At 60.1% G+C, this 19,135-nt stretch carries 13 protein-coding genes; all 13 read right to left on the bottom strand.

What is annotated here, in order from left to right; all coding sequences use genetic code 11:
- Window positions 1–122: 122 nt before the first annotated feature.
- On the bottom strand, window positions 123–1,595 hold the full coding sequence (locus ACW9KT_RS19730; RefSeq protein WP_457083597.1) for a peroxidase family protein: 1,473 nt from the start codon (window positions 1,593–1,595) through the stop codon (window positions 123–125).
- Window positions 1,596–2,284: 689 nt separating this feature from the next.
- Window positions 2,285–2,614: a hypothetical protein gene (locus tag ACW9KT_RS19725; protein ID WP_457083595.1), complete on the bottom strand. Its 330-nt coding sequence runs from the start codon at window positions 2,612–2,614 to the stop codon at window positions 2,285–2,287.
- Window positions 2,611–4,218 carry a hypothetical protein gene (locus ACW9KT_RS19720; protein WP_457083593.1) on the bottom strand — a complete coding sequence of 536 codons (1,608 nt, stop codon included), beginning with the start codon at window positions 4,216–4,218 and terminating at the stop codon, window positions 2,611–2,613. Before ACW9KT_RS19720 ends, ACW9KT_RS19725 begins: the two co-directional genes overlap by 4 nt.
- A gap of 956 nt (window positions 4,219–5,174) precedes the next feature.
- The gene (locus tag ACW9KT_RS19715) at window positions 5,175–8,045 is read right to left on the bottom strand and encodes a DUF6519 domain-containing protein (RefSeq protein WP_457083591.1); all 2,871 of its coding nucleotides are present in this window, start codon (window positions 8,043–8,045) and stop codon (window positions 5,175–5,177) included.
- Window positions 8,046–8,135: 90 nt separating this feature from the next.
- The gene (locus ACW9KT_RS19710) at window positions 8,136–10,313 is read right to left on the bottom strand and encodes a hypothetical protein (RefSeq protein ID WP_457083589.1); all 2,178 of its coding nucleotides are present in this window, start codon (window positions 10,311–10,313) and stop codon (window positions 8,136–8,138) included.
- Complete coding sequence (locus ACW9KT_RS19705) at window positions 10,310–12,982, bottom strand: putative baseplate assembly protein (RefSeq protein WP_457083587.1); 2,673 nt, start codon at window positions 12,980–12,982, stop codon at window positions 10,310–10,312. The genes ACW9KT_RS19710 and ACW9KT_RS19705 overlap by 4 nt, the downstream gene beginning before the upstream one ends.
- A 6-nt stretch (window positions 12,983–12,988) precedes the next feature.
- A complete protein-coding gene (locus ACW9KT_RS19700) occupies window positions 12,989–15,568 on the bottom strand; it encodes a putative baseplate assembly protein (RefSeq protein ID WP_457083585.1) in 2,580 nt (859 codons plus the stop codon).
- The gene (locus ACW9KT_RS19695) at window positions 15,568–15,918 is read right to left on the bottom strand and encodes a GPW/gp25 family protein (protein WP_457083583.1); all 351 of its coding nucleotides are present in this window, start codon (window positions 15,916–15,918) and stop codon (window positions 15,568–15,570) included. The genes ACW9KT_RS19700 and ACW9KT_RS19695 overlap by 1 nt, the downstream gene beginning before the upstream one ends.
- Before the next feature lie 6 nt (window positions 15,919–15,924).
- Window positions 15,925–16,245: a hypothetical protein gene (locus tag ACW9KT_RS19690; RefSeq protein ID WP_457083581.1), complete on the bottom strand. Its 321-nt coding sequence runs from the start codon at window positions 16,243–16,245 to the stop codon at window positions 15,925–15,927.
- A gap of 55 nt (window positions 16,246–16,300) precedes the next feature.
- Window positions 16,301–16,831, bottom strand: a complete 531-nt coding sequence (locus tag ACW9KT_RS19685; RefSeq protein WP_457083579.1) for a phage baseplate assembly protein V — start codon at window positions 16,829–16,831, stop codon at window positions 16,301–16,303.
- Entirely contained in the window at window positions 16,828–17,964 is a 1,137-nt protein-coding gene (locus ACW9KT_RS19680) for a hypothetical protein (RefSeq protein ID WP_457083577.1), read from the bottom strand. The genes ACW9KT_RS19685 and ACW9KT_RS19680 overlap by 4 nt, the downstream gene beginning before the upstream one ends.
- On the bottom strand, window positions 17,957–18,319 hold the full coding sequence (locus tag ACW9KT_RS19675; protein WP_457083575.1) for a hypothetical protein: 363 nt from the start codon (window positions 18,317–18,319) through the stop codon (window positions 17,957–17,959). The genes ACW9KT_RS19680 and ACW9KT_RS19675 overlap by 8 nt, the downstream gene beginning before the upstream one ends.
- Window positions 18,320–18,322: 3 nt before the next feature.
- The gene (locus ACW9KT_RS19670) at window positions 18,323–18,976 is read right to left on the bottom strand and encodes a hypothetical protein (protein WP_457083573.1); all 654 of its coding nucleotides are present in this window, start codon (window positions 18,974–18,976) and stop codon (window positions 18,323–18,325) included.
- Window positions 18,977–19,135 lie beyond the last annotated feature (159 nt).

Below are 19,135 nucleotides of genomic sequence, written 5' to 3'. Positions count from 1 at the left end.
TTTCATCTGGATCTAGACCCTTCATCAATTGAGCGTTAGTTGGGCTTAATCATGTAGCAAATGAAGGAAGATGTCGAATAAGCACTTCCGTTGACTAGAGCATCGCTCCTCGGCCCCTACCCTTAGGGTGCTACCCCCGCAAACTTGAGGAGGTCGGCCATTTTAAAGTCCCGGCCGGGCGCCAGTGTCGGCACCCACGTAGGGTTTTGGGCTAAATACGACATGGAGTCGCCCTCCAGCAAGCCCAGCATGACCTCGGCCACGATCCGCGCGCCAACGGGCCCCAGGCGATTGCCGCCGGCCCGCACCTCGGCTTCTTTCAGAATATAATACCAGAGCGGCGTCTGCCGGGCCATGCCCAGGGGCTGTAACTCCGCCAACTCCCCCGGGGTGAGCGGATCCGAACCAATGACGGGCGCCATGAGCGCCGCCACGTTCTGGCCCGAGGGCAAGCCGAAGGTAAGGCCGCGCAGCAAGTTGCGCTGGGCCAGGGAGGGGGGCGGCTCCCCCGGGCCGGGCGAGCTGGTCGGCAGCTGGAACATGGGCGAGGAGAGCTGGGTGTCGAGCTGCTTGTTGCGCTTGGTTCCCGGCCCCAGGCCCTCAAAGAAGATCCGCCAGTCCACGAAGCGGCGCGGCGCGCGCTTGCCCCCGCGCAAATCAGCCGGATCGGGGTCCGAATGGGCAATATCCGCCCGGAAGATGAAGGCCTCAAAGGGATTGCCCCCATCCCCGTCCTGGTTGAGGCGGTAGCCGGGCCGGATTTGGGTATGGCCAAAGCGAAACGCGGCCACCGAGAACTCGACGGGAATAAAGGGCAGGTTGCGCCAGGTATAGAATTTACGACCTCGGGCTAGAATGTCCTGCACGGTCTGCTGCCCGCAGATAGTGGGCAGGTATTCGTGCACGATAAGCCACTGGTAATGCCAGCGAACCAGTTGCTGCACCCGGCGAAAGGCGGCGCCCGCATCCGGCTGGGCCAGCACGTTCAGCTCGTCGGCTAGGGCATTATGAAATCGGAGCAGGGCCAGGTGCAGCTGGGAGATGATCACGTTCTCGTCGTTGCGCGGGTCGGCAATCAGGGCCGTGAGCTGGCTGTTGCGGGGCAGATCGGCATGGGCCGCCGGGTTGCCCGGGTCCAGTGACTCAATCAGGAACTTAATGTTGCGGGTGCGGGCATCGTAAAAGTGCGGGTTGGCGGCTGGTCCCGCCCCGTACAGGCTATCGAGCTCGAGGAAGGGGGTGCGGAAGTTGGCGACCGCCTCCGGGTCGTTCTGCCGCTCCAGACTCGACGTCGGATCAAACGTCATGTCGTGGTCCAGAAACTGACCCAGGAAGGTAAAGCCCGGAGGCATGGTCAGATGGTCGCGATTGTTGGGGCTCGGATCCAGGGGCCCGCCCCCCGTGGCGGGCATGGGGTCGCCCGGGTCCATCAGCCCCCCGGCCCGGCCCAGCTCCAGCAAGTTGGCCCGCACCTCGGGCGTATTGCTGGCACAGGGCTGCAGGGAGGGAAAGAGGCGGCCGAAGCGACCGTGCTCATAATAAATGGAGCGGGGCGGGATATGATCCCGCAGATAAAGCTCACCGTGGGCCGTCATAACATGGCTGATAGAGAGTACGTTATAATACGATGCAAAAGTACAGGCCTTGGTAAGGGCGGCATCCGTGCTATCACTGAATTATGGGATGCCGCATTCCAGCCGGGCAAGAGCGGCAGGAGGACCCGACCTCAACAAGTAGGACGGTCCGGTAGAGCTATTTCTTCGGTCAACCTACCTGATCTGCTTCATTTTTCGGTTGCCGACTCTTCGGCCTATTAGGTCACAAACACCCGCCAGTTATGGGTGATGGGCCTTAGAATGACTCGCAGTAAAGCGGGTTAGGATACTTGCCTGTGGAGGTTGCTGTGGTGGTCGGCGAGGTCCTCAAAGCAGTGTCGTACCTCTGCAGCCCAAGCTACAGGCGGCGCCCAATGAAGCCGACGGCTCGCGTATCGCTCTAGGCGACTTATTGCTTAATTACTATCCACTCGGGCGACGAAAGCTGGCTGGCGATGCCGAGTAGCCGGAGTGGATAGCGAAGTTACATGCTAGGGAGGAACGTCCTTGTCTGGCAATTCAAAAGAGGAATTGTTGAAGGTTTACAAAACAGCGCTTCCAAACAATGTAGTGAGTAGAGTATCCTGTTTAAGAAGGCAATCCTCAGAGTTGAAGGAAGCAATTCATGAACAAGGAGCAAAGTTTCTCGCTTTGTTTGGTCAATCCATAGGGATAAACAAGCTTTTTTCTCACACGCCAACTAAGGCTGGGGCAGTAGACACTTCCTTGGCCGCATCGGGCGATGGGGAAGGGGGTGGGCCCACCAACTCGTTGATTTGCTTCACACAACTCGAGCGGCGAATGGACGCGTGCCAAATGCACACTAGATCAAACAGCAACGCCGCTAGCCACCATAGGTAGAGGCAGCCTACCGTTGCCAAGAACACGGGCCAGAGCGGGCCAAGACCAGGTCCTTCAGGATCCAGATCCACTACCTGGGTACCGATCACAATGATCATAAGGATAGTGAGCAGACCCAGCGCCAGTAAGGGCTTCATGCCCCAGGTTGGGTGCTTCATACTGACCCAGTACACCAGCCCTGCCCCGGGCAGGAACCATGCTGCGTACTCCATCCATGAGCTGTCGTCCAGCCAGTCGTGGTTAAGGGCAGAGCTCCCGAACTGATGAAACATAAGTAACCAGCCGAGTCCCAGCCTGCCAGGCAACAAAACCATGCCACCGCATGAGACCACCAGCTGTCCGGCAGCCGATGCAGCCGGGGCAGGCGCGCCAGGACGGTAAAGCCACTCATAATGAAGGTTCCTCCAAGCACACTCCAGAAGATGAATGCGTTGCTTTTGTACAGCATGTCATGATCATATATATGGGGGAAGTAGTCGACCAGGGCTTTGAATACGATATATACGGCCCCAAACAGCAGCGTCAGCAAGCCCAAATACGGTAGGACGTTACTCAGGAACTGCGTGGTTTTTTTATTGCGGGGTGGCTGGCTGAAGCGGGCATGGGTGGGAACAGCAGGAGAACCCTGATTGATCACCGTGTGAATGTAGTGGCCAAATACCTCCTCATCCTCCCAGTAATCCACGTGGGCTTTCCCGGGAAAGGGATACCGCGCAAAGCCCATATCGTCCTCGTCAGTGAATTCAAACAGGCTATTGAGTTGGTTCTCCTGTAGTTTGACTCGTGCATCGTCGAGTTCAAAGCCAATCGGATCCCCGTAGTCGTAGTAATTACGCCCCTGAATCTTCTTTCCGGCCATCTTATCCTTTATCTCCGCTATCGCTGCAGCCGGAGCCTTCCAAGGAAAGAGCTCAGGCCAGAGGGCAATATGTTTGTCAATGGGGGAGCCGAGTGTCATCAATCCCCGGACCTGATAGAGCCACTTTGCTCTTCCGGGATTGTTGATAGCTTCCAGCAAGCCCAGTAAGGCGACAACGGTGCCCTCACTGTGAGCCACGAAATGAATCTCGGCTTCCGGGTACTGGTCTTCCACCTGGATGAGCACTTTCCGGAACGCGTCCAGAATTTTAGTCCGCTGCATCTTGAACTCCGCCACGACTTGCACATCCCCAAGGTAGTCTTCGAGCAGCTTCCGCAGGTCGAAGGAGAAGATGCCGGCCCGGTCCGCCAGATAGCACAGTCGTTCCACCACGGCCAGACTCTCGATCAGTTCGGTCATGATGAATTTAATCCGCTCAAAGTTTGCGTCACTGGCTCTGCACTCCGCTGGTGTTAGCTTGCTTTTGGCTTCTTCCCCCGCGTGCTTGTGGCGCATGTGCATACGCTCGACAATAGTGCGAGCCCAGTTCTTAGCTTCTTCCAAGGTATACTGCTCCTTGACGACTTCCCGGGGAATGGGCGCCCAGTAGACTTCCGCAAACGCCAGTTCCTGAAATGGTTTGGGCGGGTAGGGGGGAGCTAAGCTGTAGAAGGACTCGTTGTGAAAGCTGCCGAGCGGTACGGCCGGGGGCACCTCATAGAAGCAGCAAAAGCGGTTGATCACGGACTGCAGCGTGCCAAAGGTGTGTTGGTCTCCCACCCCATGAATAGCGATAATGACCATGGTAACCTTTGCGGGAGAAACGGTAGCCTTGGGGCCTTGGGTACGGACACTAATCGGGGGCGGGCCAGCGGGCGGGGACTGCTGTTCAATAGCTTCCATATATAGACATTTTACTTAAATAAAAGAAACGGAACCCGCCTCCACCAGAGCAGAGCAGCTGGGATGATAGTAGTAGATCTACCGGTAAAATGGATCCGTGCCTCCACTGAATTTTCAACTCTGCTCCGTGGCTGCTGGCTGTTAAGACCCGGCCTACCAAACCCCTAGGTATACTTTATGGCAGCAGGCAAGCTTTCTATTTACAATCCCGTTTTGGGCAGACGGGCTTTGTCACGTTTGTTGAACGGAGGAGTGTTAGGCGTCACAAGCGCTCTTTAAAATCTTGTCACCTTACTTAAATAAACCTTCTAAAACGTGACAGGCGAAGTAAATGCTGATAGCGTTTCGGTTCGCCACGTAATGCCTGTTATCCTTCCCTGATCAGGACCGATAAGCCGCTTGTTAGCGGACCCTAACCAAGCTTTTATATGCTCTAGATGGTCGTTCCGTACCGGTCACGCCGGGGCTTCGGCTGACGAACTACTCCTATGGCAAATGGGCGAGGCAATAGTTAACCAGTACGGCCCGCGCCGCAGCATAGGGAAAGCGGGGCTTGCTGCCGCCTCGCGCTGGTCAGGTACTGATCGAGGGGAAATTACTTACCTCTGTCTCGGGGCGTTACCACCCTGATGAGTCGATTGTAGGCTACTTAATAGAGATCATCAAAAACAAAAGAGGCTAACTAGCGTCAGCCTCTTTGTTCACGCCTGGGATTCGAACCCTTCTTATAGCTTGCAACTAAAGTATTCAATTCACAGCGTTTGCCTTCGATTCACAGCTTTCGCCTTGAAAAGTCAACAACGTCGCAAATTTTTGCTTAAGCCACTTACTATTTTACCTTACCGATTGGATAGGCGCGAGATTAAATATAGCTTTTCTTATTGCTGATTACAAGGTATTTAGCAAAGTTTACATCATCAAATTGCCCCACAATTAAAGGCTTGCATCTAACTGGGCTATAGGGGAGTATTCTCTCTCCGGTTCACGACTCCTGAATTAGCCCTGACTGTTGCGTCTATGCTGGGAGCCACGTTCCACATAACTACCCATTGCGCGGTGCTGGGCCTTTTGTTGACCCGGGGCTCCGGCTGCACCACAATGCCGTTGCTGAAACTGTGTTTTCGCTGGCCGTCAGCGCTGGCCACGTAATTTTTGGTGATCATTAGCCGGTCGCCTAAGTTGCCCCACACCCGAATGCCGTCAATAGGGAAAAGCCTAGTTCCGGGTAGGCGGACGAGCCGGATGTTGTTGTTTTCGATAAGCAGGCTGTTGCAATTGCCCACAAAAATGCCGTGGCGGTCCTGAGCAAGAGCTAGCGGGGACAAGACAATGCCGATGGTGTTGCCCGCGATAGTGACCGTGTCCGCCCGGTCTGCTGCTGCGGTCGCTGCTGAGGCATGACTCAGGCCCACGTGCACGCCCTGCAGCGAACCTTCAATGGTGTTGTTGAGCACCCGAACATCACGGGCAATGCGTCCCCCCAGGGTGATGCCTTGCGTTCCGACTGGTCGGCTGTGTTGAATGATGGCCGTTATTTCCTGCTCGAGGGGAGGAAAACTTCTCCGAAACTCTTCGTCCACCAAAAGCCGCTGTGCCATTTTCCTGAGGTGCCGGGCTTCCGCCTGGGGGTCTGCCCCTTCCCCGAGCGGGTGTGTTCTCAGCAATGTTTGCCAGGCCGTTCGTAGGCGCCCGGCTTTGGTAAAGCTGCTGCTTGGGAGCACCGGTGAGGGATTGCTCGGGCCGGCAGGGCCGTTGGGCAAGGTGGAAATCAGCCGCCGACGCAGCGCTGCCTGCAGCAACGGCTCGGCCAAAACATCTTTGATGCTAAGGGGGGCGCTGGCCTGGTAAACACCCAGGGTATTGTGCTCGACCAAAGCCGTGGTCATGTTCACCAGCAAGATGCCCTGCTGCTGATTGCCTACCTGCAGGATGCAGTTGCAAATGCGAACTGCCCCGGGTTTATCTTCCGTGTTGCGAACTGTCAGACAGCAGGCCGCGCGGGCGGGGGCGGCCCCGCAGTTAAGCGTAGCATTTTCCACCGCCACCGCGGGGCAGCCCAGGAACGTAAAGACCCCATTAAGCCGCGGACTTACGACCGGGACCGGTTTGCCGGGAAGGGTGGATTCGGCGTACAGGTCCCGAATCAACACCGACCTGCAGTTCTCAAACACCAGTGCCGCCTCCAGGTTGGAACCCAAAAGGCGCGTGCCAGGCCCGCTGCCCGTTAGTTTGAGGTTGCCTTTGCCCGAAATTTTAGCGGAGTCGCGCAGCACGTAGTCACCCACTGGGAAGCAAAGGTCAGCATCCTGGTTCGGGCCTATTTTGTCGAAAACAGATTCCCAGCCTTCGCCCGGAATAGCAGTCAACGTGCAGCTGCCCCTACGCTGCTGACACAGCGCATCCAGGGCCTGTTGCACCGTCTCTACGGCCGGGTCAAACGAGCACTTCGCGTTGTTGAATCCGACATCAGCTGCCGTAATCTCGGTTAAGGGCGGAAAAAGCCTCCGGCAATCCTGCAGTTTGTGCAGGCCTTGCTGGATCTCGACCAGTGCCAACTGGCAATAGTGGTGGGCCGTGCCGGCTGGCAACCGGGCCTCAGGGCCCGCAGCGGGCGCCGCCGCCTGCGGCCACTCCACATCGCCCGTGGCCGTGCGGGCCGCTACCATCCAATAGTCGCCTGCGTGATACGTCCCTTCCGTAAACGATACCTCAATGCCGTCTTCCACTTCCCGCCACCCCCCGCCCGCTTCCGGGGGCTGCAGGGGGAGCTCCCTTTCTTTCTGGTCCCAGCGACGCAGTTTTAAGCGGGCACTGCTTTCGGTGCTGACAATCGGGCCTTCCAGCGTGAGCTGGCGCGTGCCAGGATCAAGCTCCACGATCCGAACCAGATCGCGGGGTTGGCTGGTGAGCGTGGAGTGTTCATCTACCACCTCTATCCACTGGTTTAAAGCGAAACCCAGGACGGCGTCCCGGCCCAGGTCCGCAACCCGAACCGTCATTTTCTCGCTGCTGACGTCCGTTGCCACGATGCTTTCGATAATGGTTTCCACGCTGGCATTATCGCGCGACCATTTAAAGGTTGCCGTTTCCCGGGTGCCGGATTTTTGGACTTCAATCCGGTACAACTGATTTTCCAGGCGCCGGAAGCCGGTGGTGGGCGGCAGCAGGCAAGGGTCTTTGGGGTCTGCCGTTCGTTTGGTTTGCACTTGCAGCTTGCCCGTCGCCGGTTTCTGAAGCGAAATCCACTCTTTGATGGCGGAAGAACAGGTAACCGGGGACGCGCCCTCGGTGGCGACCCGCATCAACTTTACCTGCCAAACCGTTTGCAGCCGGGTTGTGGTGTCAGCTTCCCCCAGGGCCACTTCGTGGATCTGAGGATCGTCGCGAAAATTGAGTTCGCGCTGCCACGCATCCAGGTACACCAGATACGTTCCAGAAAGTAGCGGCCGCAGGTCAGAGTCGGGTGGGCCAGCCGGGGAGCCCGCGGGCGAGGCACTAAAGTAAGCCGGGTCGGGCGCGGGGTAGTGGGGCTGCCGAAAGTAAGTAGCCGGCTGGTCCAGCTCACACAGTAGCCCCCCTGCGTACAGACGGCCCGGCGAGATGGTAAGCTGAGAGCCGGCGGCCGAAACGCCAATCTGGAATCCTGCGCTCGCCTTCGGTGCCCCGGCGACGCCGACCACGTCGATGGTTTGCGTTCCCGTGCGGTACTGCTGGATGTCAAGCTGCTCGTTCCAGTCAGAATCGAGCTGCACCCGTCCCTGCTGCATGAGCACCCCGCTGTAGTGCTTTTCCCGGGTAAAAATTTTTCGCGAATAATCCCCTGCCATCGGATGTTCCTCCTTTCGATTAAGATAATTCCCTGAAAAAGCGCCTGGATTCTTTAACTGGCGGCCAACAGGTATTGCGCGCGGCGCTGCTCAGGATGCCCGGTAGATCCCTGCTTCCAGCCCAAACCGCAGATACTCCTCCAGCCGGGCGCGCAAATTGGCTTCCCGCTGGGGCTGATACAGGTTGTGAAAGGCTCCCATTTCCGCCTCGTCATCGGCCCCTTGACTGATTTCCAGCGAACACGCCGCGCTAAGCTGTCCGTAGCCCGGGTGGCCGTAAAGCAACGATGTAAAAATCGGGCGCACCCGAGCCGCCAGCGCATCCGTTGCGGGCTGGCAGCGGTACGGGGCAGGCACGCGGGAGCCGGGTGGCACGTAGCAATACCGAACGCAGCCGTATTGCAGGCGGTTGGCCAGCACCGCGGCGGGCCACTGATCGGCCGACCCCAGACCGGCCAGGAAAATGGTGTTTGAAGCCAGCAGCAGGGTGGTCGTATGGACCTTCCCAATCACGGTGCTGTTGTGAACGGTAAGAGTTCCTCCCGGCTTGGCGACCTCAAAGTTGGTTGCCGGAAGGGAACCTACCAACCCGGCGAAAGCCACTTCCGTGGGCTGCAGGGCATCCACAATGCAGTTTCGAATGTCGACCGCAGCTTCGTCTGTCACACGCAAGGGCCCACTAATGGAGTGCGCCACCTCCACTTCACAGCCTGGCACTTCTACCACCAGGCGGGGCGTAGCCGGCCCGACGGGCACGCTCCCGGCGGCCGTAGTGACGGCCGGACTGGCACCGGGCAGCAGGGTGCAGTGGCGCACGCGAAGGGCACGCAAGCGGTTAGGGGTGCCGCTGCTGGCCAGCAGCGGCACCTGCACCGTTCCTCCGCTGACGAGCAGGCCGTTCACAATAAATTCCGCGTTGGCCCCGCCCGTAACACGCATCGCGCTTGCCAGCACCAGCATGGGCCGTTTCTGGTCGGCGGCCCGCAGTTCAATGATTTTGCCGGCAGCAATCCGCACTACGGGAGTTTCCAGGTAGTAGTCGTTGTCTTGAATCTCTACTACGCCCCCAGTTGCAGCCAGTAGGTTGAAGGCGGACTGCAGGGTTACGCCGTTGGTTTTTGAAACCGTTATAACGGGGCCAAGCGCCGGGGCAAAGGTGCTCGCCCGGCCGTACTCGCCCCCTCCCATGCGGGCACTGAATCCGTACTGATAGCTTACCTGCACCCGCCTAGGGGGCGGCTGAGCAGGGTGCAGCTGAAAGGCTATCCTGCCCAACACCGGATCCAGGGCTACTGGAAAAGCACTGCCCGCCGCGGGCACGTTCATCCAGCCCACGGGCTCGCCGGCGGCGTCCAGCACGTCGTGGCCGGTCAGATCTTTCACGTTGCTCAGGTCACATATGGCAATGGCATCAGGTGCAACAAGCTGCTCTTCGACCCCTTCGACCCTTTCGACCTCGACCCACACCGCCAGGCTTTTGGACTCGTCCGCCCCGTAGTACCAGGCCAGGTTCCGTTTTAACTCGGCCCGGCCCAAAGGCCTGGGCACGTTGCGGGGTTCGGCCAGGTGCGTGATTTCCGGTTCCGGGACCGGCCGGTTGTACAAGGGCATGCTCAGGCCCAGGGCGCTGAAAGTGAACCGCAGGTCATCCACCCGATAGGCCGGGGAATAGGAGATCGGGTGGCTTTCCAGACGCCAGAGGTAAATCCCGATGTTGGGCAAATTGTACTTACCCCGTCGCGGCTCTATCCGGCGCACGTCCACGGTGCGGGTGATTTTGTCGAACGGCGAGTGCAGCTCCTCCAGCAGCTGGGCTTGGCCCAACGGGGCCACCGCCAGGTTTTCCGGTCGAAGATGGTTCAGATACTGGGTGGTAGCCAGCAGCTGGAAGTACTCCACGACACTCGCGTCCCAGCCCGTCACGTCGCGCGCCAGCTGCTCCAGGACGGCGGCGGTGCCTTTGCGGCGGCGGTAGCTGAGGGTATTGGCGACCTGGCTCCGGGCACTGAAGTCCGCCTCCGGAAAAACAACCACGCCGCGGGCCCCCACCAAATCGCCGAGGTAAGGCACCACCCACTCGGCGCAGGTTTCGATAAACTGGTCGTCGTAGAGCTGGTCCAGGTTTTCTTCCAGCACGCCGATCTGCTCGGCTAGCAGAGTCACCAAAGCTTTGAGCGGCCCCTCTTCCTCGGGCAGGGCCGCCTGCGCGTCGCGCAGGCGATACAGGGCGGGCAGCAACTCATACAGGCGCTGGGCGTCGAAGTTCATAGGGCGTGCAAATCAACGGGGCGGGGATCAAGCAGCAGCAGCTCGGCCGCGAAAGTGCCCTCCCCCCCGGACCGGGGCAGGGAAGCCCCCAAGTGCAGCGCGAGTCGCGCTCCGGCAGGAAGCTCCGGCTCATCGGTGCGGTTCAGCGCCTGCAGGTCGATGGCCACCACGCCCGGTACCTGCTGCATGGTAGCAATAACTGCGCTCCGGACTACGGCTTGGCCAAAGTCCCGGGCGGCGAAGGAGAACTGCTGGCGCAGGGCCGTTTCCACGGCCGCCAGCACCCGCTCCGGCACGTAGGCCGGCGCCACGACCACGTTTGCGCGGAGCTGAAAGAAGGCGGGCTCGTACGGGGCAATTTTAACGGCTACGGACGGGTCACCCGCGGCCCGGATGGCGTGCGCTAGGTTAGCGGCGAGGACACTGTCGCTGCTGACCAGGGCTCCGTTCGGGCCCGCCACCGTTACCACGATCTGCCGTCGTTGGCCCACCCAGGTCCAGGTGGCCAGGGCTTTGTTGATACCCGCAAAAGAGCGGGCAAAGTCCGCGTAGTCCTGCAGGGAAACGATGCGTCCCAGCGTGAGGATGTGCAGCGGGGCGTTTCGTCGGGCATCTTCCAGGGCTTCGCGGCCAGCGGCGCCGCTACTGGCCCGGGGGTTGTTTACCCCCTTGACTCCCAGCGGTCGGCTAAGGAGTTGGGAGAGCTGGTTGGCTTTCACTACCCCGCCGAGCCCCAGGCCTTTGCGGTACCGGGCTTTCACGTTCTCCGCCCCCGTCGGCAGGCGCGCGCCGGTGATGCCGTCGCCGAATAGCACCGTCGTTTTGCCTTCGTCGTCTACGCGGGTGGTGTAGATGCGCTCCTGCGGCCCGTGCCCGAGCATAAACGGAACTTCCTGCCACAGCACGTCCGCCACCCGGATTTCCAGCGTGCTGGCCGCGCCGCTGCCGTTGGCGCTGCTCACGTAGGTCAGCGGGGGCTGGCGCAGCACAAACCGCTGGAACACCTTGCTGGCATCGCCGCTGCCCAGGCTTTCCTGTACGGTTTCGCCGTGGGTGGCCAGGGATACGTTGCCGTTGAGGGCCACGGAGCTCCGCACGTAGGTGTGCGTCAAGGCTTGTGCCAGGGCAAGCTCCGTAAGCCCTTGGCTCATGGTTACCGCCCTAAGAGTGAGCAGCTCACTGGCGACTACGCCCGGCAAGTCGGTACGCGTCCCGATAAGCACCAGCCTTTGCCCCGCTTTCAAGCCCGGGTAGTAGCGATCCAAAGTGACCGAGTCACCCCGCACGGGATCTACCAGGGGAACCTCGGCGATTTGCAGCGGCTCGTTTTGGGCATAGACGGTTAAGTCCCGCAGGAACGATAGGGAAGTTGAATCCCCTGCAATCCCTGTCTGCCAGTCCTTGGACATGGTCAGGACCGTGGTTTTAGCGCTCAGACCGTAGGCCGTGCGCGCGCGGATGTTTACCTGTCCTACGGTTAAAATTCTGGTGCTGGGGATGTCTTCGAGGTTTTCGTTGCTGCCCTGAATGGCGATAACGCCCCCCACCAGTTCTTCGTAAGCGGCATCCAGATAAATCTTGGCGCTGTCCTCTTTCGTTTTCCACTCCTCGAAGGTTGGGACTCTGTCTGGGTAGCTTACTTTACAAGGGGCGTTATACCCGAAAAAGAACGCCCGCCGGCGAAAAATCTGAACTCCACTTAAGGCAGTTTTAGTTGGTTGGGCCGCAGTGGTATTGAGGCTGGCAACCATATGGGCTTCCGGCCATTTATTGGTCAGGCGCATGGCCGCCATGTCCCCCTCGCGCCACTTGTAGCGCAATATGTTCTTTACGGTGGAGCCGGTAAAAGCGGACGGGGTGGTAGCAGGGCTGATTTTACCGGTGGTCAGGGTCGGCTTCCCGGAGAGCGAAAAAGAAGAGTTGACTGCCAAGTCCAGGCGGGTTGTTTTGGCGGTTTCGTCAATCGTAACCCTGAGAATTTTGCGCAGCTTCATTTGGTTGATCAGGATAACGTCCCCTGGTTTCAGGCCGTTGCCGGTTCCCTGCACAACCACCGCGCTCATGGCCGGACTGATTGCCTGGGGGTAAGTCAGGCGGGGCTTTATGTGGTTCCACTCGGGGCGGCCCACAAGGGGCTCCACCGTTTCGAACACCTGGGCTTCCTCCCCCGGCCCCGGAACGCTTTGCACCTGGGTTCCGGGGGGGACGGGAACCTCTGGTACCCCGGAGGGCTCCCCGTACGCAATTCCGGGCGCTGCCTGGGGGGCGCTGGTCGTCTCTTCCAGCGTGAAAGCCAGGTAGGCGCTGGCGGCCACCCCCGGCTGCAGCTCATAGCCAATCAGGCGGGCCAGTTCCAGCACGGAATACCGTTCGGTGGCGGTGCGCAGGTACGATTCGTTGGCAATGCGTTCCTGGTAAAACGTGAGTACATCGGCCATCGATGACCAGGCATCTAGCAGCCCAATGGTAAAGTCGTCGTCCAGGCGGGCAGTCAGCCGCCGCAGGGCCGGGGCCGAAGACAGGCACGCCAGCAGGCTTTGCTTGAACTGCGCATGCGTGCCAACCCGGTAGGCGATGGCGTGCAGCCCCGGGCGGTTGACGATGACTGCTGGCGTTGCCGCTGACCGTTCGTGGCAGCAGCTGCAAGAATCTGGGTGTACGTGTTGCATAAAGTGTTATCGGCCCCCGGTTAGGATAAGCTGGAAAAGTCCCCGATCCGGATAGTTCGGGTCGTTGTCCAGGCGGGCAATTTCCAGATGCCCCAGGGAGATATCGCCCCGGACCAGGCCCACGGGGTCGCGGCTGCCCAGCCGCCGGAAGGCCGTAATCTGCACGGACTGCACGCCCGTAACGGCTTGCGCGGCGCCGTAAAACGGACTCAGGTATACGGTTTGCCCAAACCGGAACTGGTCCGGGTGAAACAGACCCGGGCGACCATTGGGCTGGTAGCCCCGGCTGAACACGCGCAGTAAGGCCGCTTTCACCTCGCTCGCCACGTAGTTTGGAGCCACGCAAACCTCCATGCTCAGCTCCAGCGGCTCATAGCGGGGGCCGTCCACTTTCAAGTCGTAGCCCGCCATGCGGTAGCGCTCCAGCCGGGCCCGGGTCTGCTGCTCAAAAGCCGCGTCGACGGGTTGACCACCCATGCGGTCCACGGTCACAAAGGCCGTCCGCCAGCTGCCGGTCCAGCGAAAGGTGCAGGCGGCGCCCTGAATCGTGGCGTCCCCCCGGCGGGTAAGCTCTTCGTAGTCAGCCGGGGTAACCGCTCGTTCCTGCCGCCGAAAAGCGCTGGGGGCTTGCTGGCGCACTTGCTCCACGGACTCCGGAGCGGTGCCGCCCCGGGCGGGGAGCGGATTGCTAATGCTTACGATGCGGAGGGGGTCCAGCGTAATAGCCGTATCGTTTGTGGCCAAACAGACCAGGGTACCAGCCCCCACGTTGCCGCGGGGGCCGTTGCCTACCCGGTAGGTAGCCCGGAACTTTGTCCCGGCGGCGGGCCGGGCTCCGAGCACGTCGTTGCCAAAGCGGAGCCACGCCACGCCATCGGGTTCCGTCTCGACTACAAACTCGCGGGCCGTCGACCGGCTGTTAAGCAGGTCCGGCCGGGGTCGCCAGAGCAGCGCCTCGTTGGGCTCCCCGTGCGCGTCCGCCTCGCATAATGTAATCAGGGGCTGCGCTTCCGAGCTAGACCAGCGCATAGCTGCGCTCGCGGATGCCGGTGGGTTTTGAGAGTCGTACAAAACCGCGTGGGTTAACGGACCCTGAGACAGCCGGGCGCGATACCGGGCCGGAACACGCACCTTCGCCGAATCGCTACAGTGGCCAGCGGCCACCGGGGGCGTGTATAACCGGGAGTCTGGGACGGTATCGGGGACTAGGGCGCTGATTTTCTTTTCCCGAACGGTCAAGCCGTAATCGGCCAGCACCATGTTGCCCAGGGCCACGCTTACGTTCGCAAAGGAAGCTGTGCCGCGGCGCGAGGACAGGCACAGGGGAAAGGGCAGCGCGTCGTCCGGGTGCCAACGGATGGTAGTGACCTGCGCAACGAACCCTACGGACCCGAATTCAGACGAGGAGTCCGGCCCGCCCAAGGGGTCCGTTTCAAAGCTTACTTCCGTAAGCCGGACCGCGTGCCGGTGCGTGGGATCCGCCTCGTGGGCTGAGCCGGTGTCCGGGCCCCGGGCTTCCACGAAAATCAATACCTGGCCCTGTTTAAGGTTGGGGTAGTGATTCTCCAGCACGGCGCTGGTAGCCCCGGTGGGCAGGCAGCATTCGGTGTTGCCCCAGGTGTAAAAGTGCATTTCATTGTGCTGACTGTAGAGCGTAGCGTCGTGCAGCAGCTCAAAAATCTGGGCTCCCCCTTCCACCGCGGCCCGGTAGGCGGGCGTGCCGCTCGTCATGACTCTGCTTGCGGCCGCATCCCGCCCTTGGGTCAGGAACTGGGTTTTTTCGCCGTCGTATTCCTGTTTCAACTCAACCGGGGCCGTTCCGGCAACCTGCACCTGTACCCAGACCCGGGCGGTGCTGCCCTCGTGCATTACGTAATCGATCAGCCGCACGTGGCGCCGAACGGAGGCGCGCTTACGGGCCGTGTTGAGGTAGGCTTCCGTGCCAACGGCATCCTGCTGGTAGCTCAGGTGGTCGCCCACGTAGGCCAGCATCTCAACCAGGGCGATGCCCAAATCGGCCGGGTTGCGCTCCTGCCAATCGGGTACGAGCAAGGCCAGGCGGTCCAGCATGAGCTGCCGAAAGCTGCCGTAGTCCTTGGCCAGGTAGTTTAACTGCGGTGCCGGCGCGGGGGGAGGCGGCGGGCACGCGGCGGGCTCACAATCAAAGTCGCTCGGGCACGCCACCTTGAAGGAAAAGGCCACCGCCGAGAGCACGGGATCAAAGCCCGGGGGCGGCAGCGTCGTTTGCCCTCCCGCCACCAAGCGGAGCGTGTAGGTTGAAAAGTCGCCGGCTTCCGCCACGGTTACCCGCAGGATTCGGGGCGGGGCCGCAGGCTCGGCAGGAACCGTTAGGGCCGTCACGCGGATGTTTCTGATCCGGTCCCCGCCTTCGACAACCGCGCTCAGGGCCGCGGCATCCTCGGGCCGCAGGTCGTTAAGAAGGTGGACGGTCAACGTGGTTTGCCGCTGCTCGAACGGGGCTCCGGCCTCGTCTACCACCTCCAGGAAGTCGATGCCATTGACCGTGGGGTGTCCTTTAACCGCATTGCGGCGCAACTCATCACAGCAGGCGTAGGTCGTCATCATCAGCGGAAAAATTGAGTTACTCGGCGCTCTTGGGTCCGCCGCACGGTATAGTCAATTGTGACGGCCAGGGTGGACTCCTCATTGGTTACCTGCACTGCATTTACTTCAATCAAGTCCCCCAGCCACTGCTGCAAGGCGCCCTGCACTAAAAACTGCACGGTAGTCGCCAGCTCGCTGCTATTGGGCTGGAAAACCAGTTGCTGCAGCCCGCTGCCAAAGCTCGGGCGGTTCACCCGCTCCCCGGGGGACGTGAAGAGCACCTGCTCGATCAGGTCGCGGATGTGCAGGTCGGCCGCAGTTTCGGCGGTGCGGCCCCGCGAATCAAACTGCAAGGGAAAAGCTAGCTGCATGGGATTTCAACCGCCAAGTACCCGGGTCTGGGTACTCAGAATCAGGAGGGGGGTGCCGTTGGGCGCGCAGGTGGCTTGGCTGTCGAGCAGCAACACGGCCATGCCGCTCGCCTGGAGGCGGGTGGAAGCGCTCGTCCACTGGGCCGTGAGGCAGGGCGAGGGCGAGCCGCCCACGTTAAACGGGCACCCGGTTATTATGTAAGGGGCCGGCTGCAGCACAACAGCTTGGCCACTGACCTGCACCCGCGCATAGGGGGCCGTGGGCTGCGCCGCCCCTCCGTGCACGCATTGGACGGCGGCACCCGCGTGGAGAACAAAGCCGGGCATAGTTTACAGGCTTCGGAAAAGGAGAAGTAAATCGGTAAGCCGCAGAAAGCACCGGTCAGGTGATTTTCAAGGCGTCACCGTTGATGGTTACCGTGGGGCCCGAGAGTTTAATCTCAGCCAGGCCGGCGCCGGCCGAGAGGGTGATGCCATTCGGGGTAATCGTGATGCGGGGGCTGGTGGAGCTGTTGAGCGGGCCGGCGCACAGGGTGATGCCTCCGTCGGGTTTACCAAACACCGTAATGGAATTAGGGCCGTTAGTCTGCAACACAATGTTAGGGGTAGCCGGGGGAGAATTCTGGGCCGTTTCGGGCAGGTCTTGCGGGCTGCCCCAGAAGCAACCTGTCCAGATGGGGTAATCGGGGTTGCCTTGTTCAAATTCTATCCATACCGCTGAGTTTAGCTCCGGCAGGAAAAAGGTCCCGCTGCCCTTACCAGCCGCTGGCAAACAAGGCAGCGCGTAGGTGGTGGGTAGCATCCCCTGCACATCGGGCACGCGGGCCTGAATCCGCCCCCGGTTTTCCGGATCCTGGTTGTTGACCACCACCCCGCGGTACTTCCCCAGATACCGATGGTCCTCAGTGCTCATGCCGTTACGCCTGGGGTGGAAGTGCCCAGCTCACTGCGGGTTAAGTCAAAGGTTTGCTTATAGGAGCCCCGCCGGAGCGTGTGGGTGACGCTTTTGACGTAGTACAAACCGTCGAAGGAGGAACCCGCCCCGCGCACGCCCACCGGCTGGCGGGCTTGCAGAATGCGGCCGTAGCGCAAGACATTCAGCTCGCCCTGCCCGCCGATGACTTCGGCCTGCCGGGCGGCTTTGGCCCGCCCGATCATTTGTGCCTTGGCCAAGGAGTACTTGGCTAGCTCGTCGGAGACGGGCCTCGACCGGGTGGCATTCGGGGGCAGTGTTCCCAGCGCCGGCGTGAGCGAAGTGTCGGGGGTAATGGGCTCTACCTGAATGTCTTTTGTTTGCTCGTCGTAAGTATAAGTGACCAGGGTCGCTTTCTGGTCGTTGTCGAAACCAAAGGAAAGGGACTCCACATTGGTGTGGGCATCCATATTGATGTTGAGCGGCGGCTGCGGGGAGACGCCGGTGGGCCGCGGCCCCCAGTACGCCACGCTCTGGCCCGGCGTGGGTCCGTAGCTTAAGTAAAAGTCATACCCCACCTCTTCCGCCAAGCTCTTTATGTAAGCCCGGTCAGTTCCCTGTTGTGAGGGAATGCGGTGGTTTGCATTGCTTACATCCACCAGTGGGCTGGCCATTACAAAGGGTTCAATGCCGTACTCGGCATACTTGCGGATCAGCTGGCCCACCCGCGCTTCCCGGGCCGTGGCTTTAAACGACTTGCCGCTGTTATCCTTCTTGTCCAGGAGCACCAACAGGTCTTCGCCGCTGATAGTGACCAGGGACTGCCCACTGGAAGCATCGGGTTTGATTTCGTGATGAGTAACGATGCCATCCATCAGCACGGTAGGGGTGCCATTGAGCGTGACGATAACCAGTACCCGGTAGTGGAAGTGGACGGTTTGGCCGGCCAACAGAAACGAGGTATGCAGCGGTGAGCGGTTGCTTATTTGAAAAGAAAGCTGGAAGGCACTGGTCCCGTCATCCCGGGTCGTTACGGTGGCTTCGGTAAAGGCCTCAAGAGCCGCTGGTGAGGCCGCTGGGGGCAGCAAATGCCCCGGGCCCAGCAGCAGCGTCAGGTAATACCCTTTAAGCATGAGAGTAGCCAGGTATGCCCTCCGGCAACGTAATGCGGAGGCGGCGGCCAATGGTGTCGGTTAGCTCGTTGGGCTGCACTACGCCGTTGGCGTCGCACAGGCGCCAGTACTGCTCCGGGTCGCCGAGGTAGCGGGTGGTCAGGTTGTCGGGCCGCTCGCCGGCCGTCACGACGTGTTCCTGCAGGATGAAAAAGCGCTCCGGCGGCGGGATCATGCGGCGGCGCAAATACGTGAGCGGCTCGCCGGGGGCAGTTTCCAACTGGGCGGTAGCAAGGCCGTAGTACCGGCTCGTAGCAGGAAAAGGCGCGGGGGCCTGCCCCGTTTGCTGCCGCATCGCTTGGATAGGATCAGTCATCGCTTACCGTATTGTGCTGATGCCTAAATCAGACAGTGCGCCGCTGGTAAATAGGCCGGCCAAGTGCTCCTTGTTTTGCATATAACTCATGTAGAGACTGCTGCCTTTGTGGTTGAAGCTCAGGTCATCAACGCTCAACACGCGCATGCCCAGGCTGACCTTGGCCCGCAACGGATTCAGGTTTACATCGAATGCCTCTTCCGTAATGCTTAGCTCGGTTACCAGCACCGGGACGATGCGCTGTTTGTTCCAGATAAAAAGGGTCAGGGCCGACTCCATAGGCACAATCTCCAGGGTGCCCGATTGAGCCAGCGCGTTGTTGGCAATCAAGTGCGTGCTGCTAGGATAGAGGATGGTTTCGAGGGCGGCCAGCTGCGGCTGAATGCCTACCTGCACCGTTACCAAGTCCGCCACTTCCAGCTGGTCTGCAGCATCAATCTCGGCCTCGAGCTTGAGCGTTTCCACTGGCGGCCCGGTTAGGCGGAGCGTATCGGTGCGGTTAGCGCTTTCGCTGCTGAGGCTTTTAACCTGAAAAGAGCGAGTAAGCGAGTCGGGATTGTACTGGAAGGTGATGATGCGCTCTACTACGGAAGTTTCCGGGCTAATTAGCACAAGGCCGCTTTTGATAATGTGCGGGGAGCCTGGAAACGTGGTCATGATTAAATTTTAAATATTTCAAATAATAAAGTAATATATTAAATATATTTATAACATTATTTACCTACTAATATACGTAAAATCATTAAAGTTTTTTTATTTATAACACTAATGTATTAGTCTTTTTTTGCTTATTATATTTTATGTAAAATAAGATAG

It is taken from the genome of Hymenobacter sp. HD11105 (assembly GCF_054051685.1).
The sequence above is the reverse complement of the archived record's forward strand: the minus strand, read 5'-3'. Positions and strand labels throughout refer to the sequence as shown.